The organism is Pseudomonas sp. ArH3a (genome assembly GCF_022648765.1).
Lineage (GTDB): Bacteria > Pseudomonadota > Gammaproteobacteria > Pseudomonadales > Pseudomonadaceae > Aquipseudomonas.
The window spans coordinates 6,670,629-6,682,960 of sequence record NZ_CP080330.1 but is presented as its reverse complement, the minus strand read 5'-3'; the positions used below and the strand labels follow the sequence as shown (position 1 = coordinate 6,682,960).

Annotated in this window: 12 protein-coding genes; 5 read left to right on the top strand and 7 right to left on the bottom strand. The window is 60.2% G+C overall.

The features are described 5' to 3' along the window. Positions 1-3 precede the first annotated feature (3 nt). The 5 genes from K0P33_RS30870 (at position 4) to gcvH (ending at position 6,002) form a co-directional block, all read left to right on the top strand. Positions 4-1,221 carry a 2-octaprenyl-3-methyl-6-methoxy-1,4-benzoquinol hydroxylase gene (locus K0P33_RS30870; protein ID WP_242156148.1) on the top strand — a complete coding sequence of 406 codons (1,218 nt, stop codon included), beginning with the start codon at positions 4-6 and terminating at the stop codon, positions 1,219-1,221. 287 nt (positions 1,222-1,508) lie between these two features. Continuing rightward, entirely contained in the window at positions 1,509-2,513 is a 1,005-nt protein-coding gene (locus tag K0P33_RS30865; protein ID WP_094948806.1) for an extracellular solute-binding protein, read from the top strand. Between the two features lie 197 nt (positions 2,514-2,710). Beyond that, positions 2,711-4,327, top strand: a complete 1,617-nt coding sequence (locus K0P33_RS30860; protein ID WP_242153399.1) for an iron ABC transporter permease — start codon at positions 2,711-2,713, stop codon at positions 4,325-4,327. A 156-nt stretch (positions 4,328-4,483) separates the two neighbouring features. Next, complete coding sequence (gene gcvT / locus K0P33_RS30855; RefSeq protein ID WP_094948808.1) at positions 4,484-5,566, top strand: glycine cleavage system aminomethyltransferase GcvT; 1,083 nt, start codon at positions 4,484-4,486, stop codon at positions 5,564-5,566. A gap of 52 nt (positions 5,567-5,618) precedes the next feature. Next, complete coding sequence (gene gcvH / locus K0P33_RS30850; RefSeq protein WP_242153396.1) at positions 5,619-6,002, top strand: glycine cleavage system protein GcvH; 384 nt, start codon at positions 5,619-5,621, stop codon at positions 6,000-6,002. Between the two features lie 152 nt (positions 6,003-6,154). On the opposite strand, the gene K0P33_RS30845 is transcribed toward gcvH, so the two are convergent. From K0P33_RS30845 to K0P33_RS30815, 7 genes are all read right to left on the bottom strand, one after another. Continuing rightward, positions 6,155-7,297 carry a DegT/DnrJ/EryC1/StrS aminotransferase family protein gene (locus tag K0P33_RS30845; RefSeq protein WP_242153393.1) on the bottom strand — a complete coding sequence of 381 codons (1,143 nt, stop codon included), beginning with the start codon at positions 7,295-7,297 and terminating at the stop codon, positions 6,155-6,157. A gap of 159 nt (positions 7,298-7,456) precedes the next feature. Continuing rightward, entirely contained in the window at positions 7,457-8,122 is a 666-nt protein-coding gene (locus K0P33_RS30840; protein ID WP_242153390.1) for an outer membrane beta-barrel protein, read from the bottom strand. A gap of 178 nt (positions 8,123-8,300) precedes the next feature. Beyond that, positions 8,301-8,615 (bottom strand): DUF2388 domain-containing protein, encoded by a 315-nt coding sequence (locus K0P33_RS30835; protein WP_043046966.1) that lies wholly within the window; start codon positions 8,613-8,615, stop codon positions 8,301-8,303. A gap of 69 nt (positions 8,616-8,684) precedes the next feature. Then, complete coding sequence (locus K0P33_RS30830) at positions 8,685-9,131, bottom strand: NfeD family protein (RefSeq protein ID WP_094948812.1); 447 nt, start codon at positions 9,129-9,131, stop codon at positions 8,685-8,687. A 10-nt stretch (positions 9,132-9,141) separates the two neighbouring features. Continuing rightward, a complete protein-coding gene (locus K0P33_RS30825; protein WP_024077991.1) occupies positions 9,142-10,062 on the bottom strand; it encodes an SPFH domain-containing protein in 921 nt (306 codons plus the stop codon). A gap of 77 nt (positions 10,063-10,139) precedes the next feature. Beyond that, positions 10,140-11,831: a GspE/PulE family protein gene (locus K0P33_RS30820; protein WP_242153387.1), complete on the bottom strand. Its 1,692-nt coding sequence runs from the start codon at positions 11,829-11,831 to the stop codon at positions 10,140-10,142. Positions 11,832-11,913: 82 nt separating this feature from the next. Next, complete coding sequence (locus K0P33_RS30815) at positions 11,914-12,252, bottom strand: hypothetical protein (protein WP_094948814.1); 339 nt, start codon at positions 12,250-12,252, stop codon at positions 11,914-11,916. Positions 12,253-12,332: the final 80 nt, after the last annotated feature.

Genomic DNA, 12,332 nt, shown 5'->3' with positions numbered 1-12,332 from the left:
GACATGCGCGCAGATGTGCTGATTGTCGGGGCCGGAATGGTCGGGAGCGCCCTGGCGCTGGCGTTGCAGGGCAGTGGCCTGCAGGTGCTGCTGCTGGACGGCAGCCCGCTGAGCGTCAAACCGTTCGACCAGGATGCGGCCTTCGAACCCCGCGTGAGCGCCTTGTCGGCCGCCAGCCAGCGCATCCTCGAGCGCCTCGGCGTGTGGGACGGCATCGTGTCGCGACGCGCCAGCCCTTATGGCGAGATGCAGGTGTGGGACGGCAGCGGCACCGGGCAGATCCACTTTTCGGCGGCCAGCGTGCATGCCGAAGTGCTTGGGCATATCGTCGAGAACCGTGTGGTTCAGGATGCCTTGCTCGACCGCCTGCACGACTGCGACCTGGGCCTGCTGGCCAACGCGCGCTTGGAACAGATGCGCCGCTCCGGCGATGACTGGCTGCTGACCCTGGCCGATGGGCGCAAATTGCGCGCGCCGCTGGTCGTGGCCGCCGACGGCGCCAATTCCGCCGTGCGCCGCCTGACCGGCACCACGACGCGCGAATGGGATTACCTGCATAACGCCATCGTCACCAGCGTGCGCAGCAGCCAACCGCACCAGCGCACGGCCTGGCAGCGCTTTACCGATACCGGCCCGCTGGCATTCCTGCCGCTGGTACGCGATGGGCAAGAGGACTGGTGCTCAATCGTCTGGTCGACCACGCCGGCGGAATCCGAACGCCTGATGGCGCTGGATGACGAAAATTTCTGCCGTGAACTGGAGCGCGCCTTTGAAGGGCGACTCGGTACGGTGATCAGCGCCGACCCGCGTGTCTGTGTGCCGTTGCGCCAGCGCCACGCCAAACGCTACGTGGCCGAAGGCCTGGCGTTGATCGGTGATGCGGCCCATGTGATCCACCCGTTAGCGGGCCAGGGCGTTAACCTGGGCTTCCTGGATGCGGCGGTGCTGGCCGAAGTGCTGTTGGCGGCGACCGAGCGCGGCGAGCGCCTGGCGGATGTGAAGGTGCTGAGCCGTTACGAGCGTCGGCGCATGCCGCATAACCTCGCGCTGATGGCGGCGATGGAAGGCTTTGAACGGTTGTTCCAGGCTGACCAGCTGCCATTGCGCTGGTTGCGCAATGCCGGGTTGAAAATGGTCGACCAGATGCCGGAAGCCAAAGCCATCTTCGTGCGCCAGGCCTTGGGCCTGACTGGCGATCTCCCGGAGCTGGCCAAGCCCTGAACTTGAAATGCGATCGTCTGTGGGAGCGGGCTTGCCCGCGATGAGCATAGGTCTCTACACAGCTTTCAAAGGCCGCCACAATCCTCCGTGGCGAGCCCGCTCTTCACAAAAGCTCGCCTGCTACAGATTTTGCGTTCACCAGCAGCTGTGTAGATACCTATGCCGCGATGAGGCCATCAGCCTCACGTAAATCGCGGCCATGCAACATCTGGTAACGCCTCCACCGAGCGCCACTAAATGTGAGTCCCTATCATTTGCTTTCCATTTGCATATGAGAGACCGCACCCATGTTGGCACCCAAACGCCTCCTGACTGCCCTGGCACTCACCCTCATCGGCAGCACCACCGTGCAGGCAGCCGACGAAGTCGTGGTCTACTCCTCGCGCATCGACGAACTGATCAAGCCGGTGTTCGACGCCTACACCCAGAAAACCGGCGTACAGGTGAAGTTCATCACCGACAAGGAAGCCCCGCTGATGCAGCGGATCAAGGCCGAAGGCGAAAACGCCACCGCCGACCTGCTGCTCACCGTCGACGCCGGTAACCTCTGGCAGGCCGAGCAAATGGGCATCCTGCAGCCGTTCACCTCGGCGGTAATCGACAAGAACATTCCTCTGCAATATCGCTCTTCAAAGCATGCCTGGACCGGCTTGAGCTTGCGCGCGCGGACCATCGCCTATTCCACCGACCGGGTAAAACCGGGTGACCTGACCACTTACGAAGCCCTGGCCGACAAGCAATGGGAAGGCCGCCTGTGCCTGCGCACGGCGAAGAAGGTCTACAACCAGTCGCTGACTGCCACCCTGATCGAAACCCACGGCGCGGCCAAGACCGAAGAAATCGTCAAAGGCTGGGTCAATAACCTGTCCACCGACGTGTTCTCCGATGACATCGCCGTGCTCGAAGCCATCAACGCCGGGCAGTGCGACGTGGGTATCGTTAACACTTACTACTACGGCCGCCTGCACAAGCAGAAGCCGGACCTGGCGGTGAAGCTGTTCTGGCCGAACCAGGGCGACCGTGGCGTGCATGTGAACCTGTCGGGCATTGGTCTCACCAAGCATGCGCCACACCCGGAAGCCGCCAAGGCGTTGGTGGAATGGATGACCACGCCTGAGGCGCAGAAAATATTTGCCGATGTGAACCAGGAATTCCCGGCCAACCCGGCCGTGCCGCCATCGGCGGAAGTGGCGACCTGGGGCAAGTTCGTGGCCGATACACTGCCGGTGGAAGTGGCCGGTAAGCGTCAGGCGGAGGCCATTCGCTTGATGGATCGCGCTGGCTGGAACTAAGTACAATTTGTAAGACGCCGCCGATCTAGAATGTGGGAGCCGGGCTTGCCCGCGATGCAGGCACCTCGGTGTGTCAGTCACACCGAGGTGATGCTATCGCAGCGTTGCGACGATTCGACAAGCCCGCTCCCACGCCAGCCCGCTCCCACATTGGTTGGTGGTGTTTTCAAGACAACTGACACTCTGAGAGTTTTTCCTTGGCCCACCCCGCCCAACGTCGCTGGTACCTGCCGGTCTTCACCGTCGCCGCATTGGTGCTGCTGCCGCTGAGCGTGCTGTTGCTGTCCTGGCAAAGCATCGATCAACAGATCTGGTCCCACCTGTGGGAAACCCAGATGCCGCGCCTGTTGGGCAACACCCTGACCCTGGTGTTGGGCGTCGGTGTCGGCGTGACACTGTTGGGCGTGAGCCTGGCCTGGTTGACCAGCCTGTGCGAGTTCCCCGGGCGGCGCTGGCTCGACTGGGCGTTGATGCTGCCTTTCGCGATTCCCGCCTACGTGCTGGCCTTTGTGTTTGTCGGCCTGTTGGATTTCGCAGGCCCGGTGCAAACCCTGCTGCGTGAATGGTTCGGCAGCGGCTTGCGTCTGCCACGTGTGCGCTCCACCAGCGGCGTCATCATCGTGTTGGTGCTGGTGTTCTATCCCTATGTCTACCTGCTGGCGCGCACTGCGTTCTTGGCTCAGGGCAAAGGCTTGATGGAGGCGGCACGGGTGCTTGGCCAATCGCCATGGCAGGCGTTCTGGCGTGTGGCGCTGCCCATGGCACGGCCGGCGATTGCTGCTGGCGTAGCCTTGGCGCTGATGGAAACCCTGGCGGATTTCGGAGCCGTCTCGGTATTCAATTTCGACACCTTCACCACGGCCATCTACAAGACGTGGTACGGCTTTTTCAGCCTGTCCAGCGCCGCCCAACTGGCCAGCCTGTTGCTGCTGGTGGTGATGTTGGTGCTCTACGGCGAACGGCGTGCTCGCGGAGCCAGCCGCCCGAGCAATGAGCGGCCACGGGGCAAGGCGTTGTACCACTTGCGCGGGTTCAAGGCCGCAGCGGCCAGTACCTGGTGTGGCTTGGTGTTCGCGTGCGCCTTTGTCATCCCCATGCTGCAACTGGTCGTCTGGTTCTGGCAGCGCGGCCGGTTTGACCTGGATGAGCGCTATAGCGGCCTGATCGTCCACACCCTCTACCTGGGCGGCATCGCCGCGCTGATCACGGTCAGCGTTGCGCTGATATTGGCGTTTGCCAACCGTCTGGCGCCGACTCGGGCGATTCGCTCTGGTATCAGCCTGGCTAATGTCGGCTATGCCTTGCCGGGCTCGGTGTTGGCGGTGTCGATCATGCTGGCGTTCAGCTACCTGGACCGTGAGCTGGTGGTGCCGTTGTCGGGTTGGCTCGGCGGTGCGGGCAAGCCCTTGTTGCTCGGCAGCCTGTCGGCGTTGGTGCTGGCGTATTTGGTGCGTTTCCTGGCGGTGGCCTATGGGCCGTTGGAAAACAGCCTGGCGCGAATCCGGCCCTCTTTACCGGAAGCGGCGCGCAGCCTTGGCGTGAGTGGGCCACGACTGTTTTGCAAAGTGTATCTGCCACTGCTGTTGCCCGGGACGTTGAGCGCGGCGCTGCTGGTGTTCGTCGATGTGCTCAAGGAAATGCCCGCGACCCTGCTGATGCGCCCGTTTGGCTGGGACACCCTGGCGGTGCGGATTTTTGAAATGACCAGCGAAGGCGAGTGGGCGCGTGCATCGTTGCCGGCGCTGACACTGGTATTGGTGGGGCTGTTGCCGGTAATCGGGCTGATCCGGCGCTCTGCCCGGCAAATCGCTTAGGTGCCAGTCCTACGGCTTACGGCTACAATGCGCGGCATTCGGTGCGCTCCGTCTTTCGGAGCGAGTCGCTGTATGTCACTGCAGGCCTTGTAATACGGGGTTCTCAGCGTAAACGGTAACTCTGCGCATCTTCGCCAAGCCCGGAAGGAGAAACCCATGGGACAGCGTACGCCTCTGTATGACCTGCATCTCGCCCTCGGCGCGAAAATGGTCGATTTTGGCGGTTGGGATATGCCTTTGCACTACGGCTCGCAAGTTGAAGAACACCATCAGGTGCGACGCGACTGCGGGGTGTTCGATGTATCTCATATGACCGTGATCGATGTTACAGGCCAACAGGCCAAGGAATGGCTCCAGCACCTGCTGGCCAATGATGTCGATCGTTTGCATGGCTGCGGCCGTGCACTTTACAGCGCCATGCTTAATGAGCAGGGCGGCGTAGTGGACGACATGATTGTCTACCGCACCGAGACCGGTTATCGGCTGGTGGTAAACGCCGCCACGCGTGATCAGGATATGGCCTGGATGCAGGCGCAGTTGGGCAACTACGCGGTGCAACTGCATGAGCGGCCCGAGTTGGCCATGCTCGCCATACAAGGCCCGCACGCCCGGCAGAAAATCGCCGAGCTGGTTACCCAGTCTCGTGGCACCCTGATCCACCAACTCAAGCCCTTTGAAGGCCAGGCAGACGGCGACTGGTTTATCGCCCGCACGGGTTATACCGGCGAAGACGGCCTGGAAATTGTCCTGCCGGCCGATCAGGCGCCAGGCTTTTTCAACGACTTGGTCGGTGCCGGTATTTCACCCATCGGCCTCGGCGCCCGCGATACCCTGCGCCTGGAAGCCGGCATGAACCTGTATGGCCAGGATATCCACCAGAATGTTTCGCCCCTGGCGGCCAACATGGCTTGGAGCATTGCCTGGGAACCTGTCGAGCGCCAATTCATCGGCCGCGCCGCCCTGGAGGCGGAAAAAGCCGCCGGTGTGCAGTTCAAATTGGTCGGTTTGGTACTGGAAGAACGTGGCGTTTTGCGCGCTCACCAAGTGGTTCGTATCGCCAATGTTGGCGAAGGGGAGATCACCAGTGGTAGTTTCTCTCCTACGCTGAGCAAATCCATTGCCCTAGCGCGCGTACCGACGGCAACCGCCGACCGGGCCGAAGTGGAAATCCGCGGCAAGTGGTACCCGGTTCGAGTGGTCAAACCGACCTTCGTGCGCCATGGCAAAACCTTGATCTAACGATTACCGGCAGCCCAGAGGCCGCTGACATTTCTTCTTGAGGACACAGACTATGAGCAATATCCCTGCCGACCTGCGTTTTGCCGAGAGTCACGAATGGGCCCGTCTAGAAGCTGACGGCACCGTGACCGTCGGTATCTCCGATCATGCTCAGGAAGCTTTGGGTGATGTGGTGTTTGTTGAGCTGGCTGAAGTTGGCGCCAACTTTGAAGCTGAAGGCCAGGCGGGTGTGGTCGAGTCGGTGAAAGCGGCGTCGGATATCTACTCGCCGATTGCTGGCGAAGTGATCGCGGTGAACGACGCCTTGGGTGGCGAGCCTGAGCTGCTGAACTCCGACCCGTACGGCGCCTGGATCTTCAAACTCAAGCCAAGCAACCCGGCTGATCTGGAAAAACTGCTGGATGCTGCTGGCTACAAAGCCGCCATCGGCGAGTAAACACAAGCAGCTGTAACAGCACAAATCAATGTGGGAGCTGGCTTGTGTGGGAGTCGGGCTTGCCCGCGATGCAGGCACCTTGGTGTTTCAGTCACACCGTGGTGATGCCATCGCAGCGGTGCGCCGACTCGACAAGCCAGCTCCCACATGGTTTAACCGGCTTTCAATACCGCTTTAACCGCTGCTACAGACCGTTCCACGTCCGCCTCTGTCATCGCCGTGAACATCGGCAACGACACGATCAAACGCCCAACACGCTCCGCCACCGGGAACATGCCTTCCTTGAAACCTTGTGCCCGATACAGGCTCAGCAGGTGGATCGGCGGGTAGTGATAGCCAATGCCGACGCCGTGGGCCTGCATTTGCTCCATGAAGGTAGCGCGCGCCGGCAGCCCATCCTGACGTTCCGGCAATACCAGCTGGAACAGGTGCCAGTTGCTGTTTTCGAAATCCGCCGGCGGCAATTGCGCGCCGTATTGCTCTTCAAAGTCACTGCCGAAGCACTTGAAGTAATGTCGCGCCAGGTTCTGGCGATGCGCCGTGATCTTCTCGATATGCGCGAACTGCCCTAGGCCGATGGCTGCAGCAATGTCGGTCATGTTGAACTTGCCACCCAACACGTCCACATCCAGGCCGTCGAAACCTGTACGGGTAACGCCCTGCAGGCGATACTTTTCGGCCAGGCGGGCCTCTTCGGCGTTGTTCAACACCAGGCAACCGCCTTCGGATGACGTGATGTTCTTGTTCGCCTGGAAGCTGAACGATACGAAATCACCGGTAGCGCCGATACGCTCGCCATCCCAGCTCGACCCCAAGGCCTGGGCGGCGTCTTCGACGATGCGCAGGTTGTACTTGTCGGCCAGTGCATACAGCATCGGCATGTCCAGGGGCAGCCCCGCCAGGTACACGGGGATAATTGCTTTGGTACGCGGGGTGATCGCGGCTTCCACCTGGGCCAGGTCGATATTGCGGGTGACCGGGTCGATATCGGCAAACACCGGCGTGGCGCCCACTTCCAGAATCACGTTGGCCGTCGCGACCCAGGAAATCGGCGTGGTGATCACTTCATCCCCAGGCCCGATACCGGCGATGCGCAACGCGATCTCCATGGTGCAAGTGCCGGAGTTGAAGGTGCGTACCGGGCGGCCGCCAAAGTATTCCGACAGCTGTGCCTCGAATGCCTGCACTTTCGGCCCGCTGGTGATCCAGCCCGAGCGTAAGACATCGCCGACCGCCGAGATGGTGGCTTCATCAATGGTAGGTTTGGAAAACGGCAGAAAGGGCTGTTGGCTCATAACGACGAAGGCATCCGTTTCAGGTAGGCGATGAGTAAAGGGTGTATCCGTACCGGCATGGTTACACGGCTCGACTGAATATAGCCTGTCGCCCGTGAATGAATCGTCATCTAGCGCACAAAAAATGCCGCTTCATCAGCGGCATTTTTTTGCAGCAGGTTAGAAGGCAATGCGGGCCTCAACAAACACATTCTGCTCCTTGAGTTTGCCTTTGAGCTGTTCATCGCGGGCGTTTATCCGGTTGGCGAAGGTGTTGTAGCCGGTCTCGACCTTGCCCATGTCTACGTAGCGCCAACCGGTGCCCAGGGTGACCGTTTCGCTGACCTTGGCGTCCAGGCCCAGGCCTACGCTGTAGGCGAAATTGTATTGGCGGTTGCTGGCGAACTGGCGGGTGGCGTTGCTCTGGTAACCCTCGGCATCAATTTGTGCCATGCCGATACCGGCCATGCCGTAGAACGACAGCCAATCATTGATCGGGATGTTTTTATAGCCATTGAGCATCAAGCGCTGGCTGTCGACTTCCAGGCGGTTGACGTTGGCATTGAACGGAGCCCAATAAGAGTCGAACGTCGAGCTGCTGCGGGTGGTGTATTCCCCTTCCAGGCGCCAGCCATCCGCAAAGGCGTAACCTACGGCGAATGAGCCGGTGAATGCTTTGTTGCTGTCAGGTGCCTCCACCTGATCAGTGACGCGAGGGCTGGTCAGTTGCGCACTGGAGAGGTTTTGACGAGCACTGTTGAGTTTTGCCGACCCATACCAGTTTTCTGCCTGAGCAAAAGGGGTGGCTAACGCAGAGAGAAGTAGCGCGTAGGCGAGTTTTTGCATGGAGAGAGATTCGCTTTGTATAAAGGAATCTTTAGTTTGTTGCCTGGTACTTAAGGGCTCGGCAGGACTTTTCTGCTTTTGGCGGGAAAAACCGGAAGACCTGGGCTGGCGGCAATAATCGTGGGGAGACAGGCAAAAAAATACCGCTGAAAAAGCGGTATTTTTTTTGGTTCGGGGTTTACTCGGTTACGGCATTTTTTGCGAGGATGGCGTTGGCCAGCTCCATGTCCGTGGCTTTGAGGCCAGGGTTGTCGGCGCGGACTTTCTGCATGGCAGCTTCAAGGTATGGGCCGCGGATGCCGCCGTCGCTGGCAACGAAGCTGCCCGCGTCGTCTTGGGCGGCGACCACCAGCTTATGGTCCTTGAAGGTCAGGTACGTCGAGCCGGTAGTGGCGCCCGACGAAATGACGTTGCGCCAGAAACTGTCGGCCATGGCTGAGCCGACAGGAAGGGAAAGCACAGCGAGGGTTGCGACAGCATATTTGAGACGCATGATGGGTGACTCCGACTGGGTTATCTGAACAGTTTGATTGTAGTTAGCCCAAGCGAGTTCCATCACTGACTAAACAGTTTCCACCTGTAAAATTACACCGTCCTGACCCGTGACACGCACATGAGCGCCCACGGGACTGTCCGGTCCGGTTGCCATCCACACACTGTCGCCGACTTTTATTTTGCCCCGGCCATCCATGATCGCCTGATGCACCACAAAGGTGCGGCCGATCAACTCCGAGCCACGCATGTTCAGCCCTGGCTGGTCGCTGACCTTCGCGCTGCTGCGCTGGCGTTTCCACCAGTACACCGCAGTCAGGATCGATAACACGGCGAACAACAGCAGTTGCCATTCCAGCCCGAGCGGCGGGACCAGGAACTTGATCACGCCCACGGCGGCGGCGGCGATCCCCATCCACAACAGGTAGCCACCGGTACCGAACACCTCAAGAATCAATAGCACCGTACCCAGTGCCAGCCAATCCCAGAACGACAGATGCTGCAGGAAATCCCACATGGCGATGGCCTCAGCCTTTCTTATTGTCGAAGGTTGCCTTGACGATTTCGCCGATACCGCCGACGGCGCCAATCACCTGGCTGGCTTCCAGCGGCATCAAGATGACTTTGCTGTTGTTGGCCGAGGCCAGCTTGCCCAACGCATCGATGTATTTTTGCGCGACGAAGTAGTTGATGGCCTGCACGTTACCGGTGGCGATAGCTTCGGACACCACTTGGGTCGCACGGGCTTCAGCTTCGGCCTGACGTTCACGGGCTTCAGACTCCAGGAACGCGGCTTGACGGCCACCTTCTGCTTCGAGGATTTGCGCCTGCTTCTTGCCTTCGGCGGTCAAAATCGCCGAGGCCCGCAGGCCTTCGGCTTCGAGGATCTGCGCACGCTTGATCCGCTCGGCTTTCATCTGGCCGGACATGGCGGCCATCAGGTCGGCAGGCGGGCTGATGTCCTTGATCTCGATCCGAGTGATCTTGATGCCCCACGGCGCTGTGGCTTCATCAACGGTACGCAGCAGCTTTTCGTTGATGCCGTCACGCTGGCTCAACATTGCGTCCAGCTCCATGGAGCCGAGCACGGTACGGATGTTGGTTTGCAGCAGGTTACGGATGGCGTGCTCGAGGTTGTTGACCTCGTAGGCGGCCTGGGCGGTATTGACCACCTGGAAGAAGCACACAGCGTCGATCTGCACGGTGGCGTTGTCGGCGGTGATGACTTCCTGGGGCGGGATATCCAGCACGCTTTCCATCACGTTGATCTTGCGACCGATGCGGTCCATGACCGGGATGATGATGTTGAGGCCGGGTTTGAGAGTGTTGGTGTAGCGGCCGAATCGCTCGACTGTCCATTGGTAGCCCTGAGGCACTACTTTAAAGCCCATGAACAGGATGGCCACGGCCAAACCCACGAAAAGAAGCAGTACGGTTCCGATCTGCATTGCGATTCCCTATCTGATGATGTCAGTGAAACAACGTTCGGGCGATTGTAACGGTCTGGTCACAGATAAGGACGGTTTCACGGCCCAACAATAAAAGCATTTGTATCTGAATCCCCGGGCGTTACCCGCATTACTTCTGCCGGGGTTGTCAGCCCGGCGTTCACCTTGTCGATACCGGCCATGCGCAAGCTGTGCATGCCTTGCCCCAGCGATGCCCGGCGCAGAGCCTGCACGTCGGCGCCGGGAGTGATCAGCGCCTTGAGTTTTTCGTCCACAACCATGATTTCGTAGAGCCCGGCCCGGCCGCGATAACCGCTGTCACGGCATTGCGCACAGCCCACCGCCTCATGAACATTATCCAGCGCGTTCGCCGGACGTTTGCAGTGCGGGCACAAAAGCCGCACCAAGCGCTGCGCCATCACGCCTATCAGCGTAGCTTTGATCAAATAATGAGCAATGCCCAGTTCTTGCAGGCGACTGATGGCGCTGGGCGCATCGTTGGTGTGCAGTGTGGACAGAACGAGGTGCCCGGTCAGCGCGGCCTGGATCGCCATTTCTGCGGTTTCCTGGTCACGAATCTCGCCGATCATGATGATGTCCGGGTCCTGTCGCAGCAGGGCGCGGATGCCACTGGCAAAGGTCAGGTCGATGTTGTGCTGCACTTGCATCTGGTTGAAGGCGGGCTCGACCATTTCTATCGGGTCCTCCACCGTGCACAGGTTGACCTCGCGGGTCGCCAGGCGCTTGAGCGTGGTGTAGAGCGTGCTGGTCTTGCCCGAGCCGGTCGGCCCGGTGACCAGGATGATGCCGTTGGCCTGGCCGGTCATGGCGTGCCAGCGCTGTTGGTCCTCGGGCGACAAGCCAAGCTGGTCGAAATCCTTGAGCAGCACCTGCGGGTCAAAAATCCGCATCACCAGTTTTTCGCCAAACGCCGTCGGCAAGGTTGAAAGGCGTAGTTCCACTTCAACGCCCGCTGGGCTTTTGGTCTTGACCCGGCCGTCCTGGGGTTTGCGTTTTTCCGCCACATTCATCCGGCCCAGGCTCTTCAGGCGGCTGACCACGGCCATGGTGACCTGGGCTGGAAATTGGTAGACGTCATGCAGCAGCCCGTCGATGCGAAAACGCACGCGGCCCTGGTCGCGACCCGGTTCGATATGAATATCACTGGCCCGCTGCCCGAAGGCGTACTGCAACAGCCAGTCGACGATATTGACGATATGCGCGTCATTGGCGTCTGGTTCTTTGTCGCTGGCACCCAGGTTGAGCAGTTCGAAATTGCCGGCCGCCGCGACCTTTTGATCAGCGCCGCTGACCGACTTGGCCAACCGGTAAAACTCGTCGATGCAGCGCTGAATGTCCTGGGGGTTGGCGACCACGCGCTTAACCGAGCGCTTGAGCACCTGCGCCAACCCGGCTTCCCATCCGCTGATATGCGGCTGTGCGCTGGCGACGGTGACACTCTGCGCATCCACGGCCACCGCCAGAATGGCGTGGCGCTGCGCGAAGGCGTGAGACATCAGCGGCACAACCGTTGCCACGTCGATCTTCAGTGGGTCGATACGCAGATAGGGCTGCCCGACATGCCCTGCCAGCCATTGAGTCAGCGCTTCCAGGCAAGGCCCTTGCGCCGCGATGCATTCCAAAGGGTGTTGCGTGGAGGGCGCCGTCGCCAACCTTTGCGCCACGTCCGCTGTCACCAGCCCTTGCTCAAGCAAGGCAGGCAGCAGTTGATGCAGTTCCAGTGGGTGATCGTGCAAGGCCGCGGGCATGAAGATTTCCTGGGTGGCGTGGGCTGTAATCCCAGGCTAGTCAGCCGCTGAAAATCCTCCTCCCAGTGTGTATTGCAGGCTTTTACTGAGCTGCTGCCGCCACCGCCTGAGGCCGCACGGAATCAGCTGGCCACAGCTCCAGCGTGCATACGCTGATCACGTTTCGAATCTTTTCACCGATCACTTGGGCGCGGTGCCAGCTCAAACCGTCCATCACAATTTCAATGTTCAGCAGGTCGCCCTCGCGGTTCACATTAACCTGTTGCGGCGTCAGAAATTGCAGCGCGAAGTAGTTGAGCACCCGGCACAGCACATCCGGCTCAGCCTCGGCGATGATCTGATAATGCGCCTGGCAATGGGCGCTGTTGACGGCCCACGCATCGACGCGGGTAGCGGGGTGGCGGGTTTCGACGGCGTGCATGCTGACTCTCCAAGTTCGACTGGAGAAATTTTTACATTCGCCTGCGGAGATTTCTTATCTAAGATGAGCCGTATTAACAG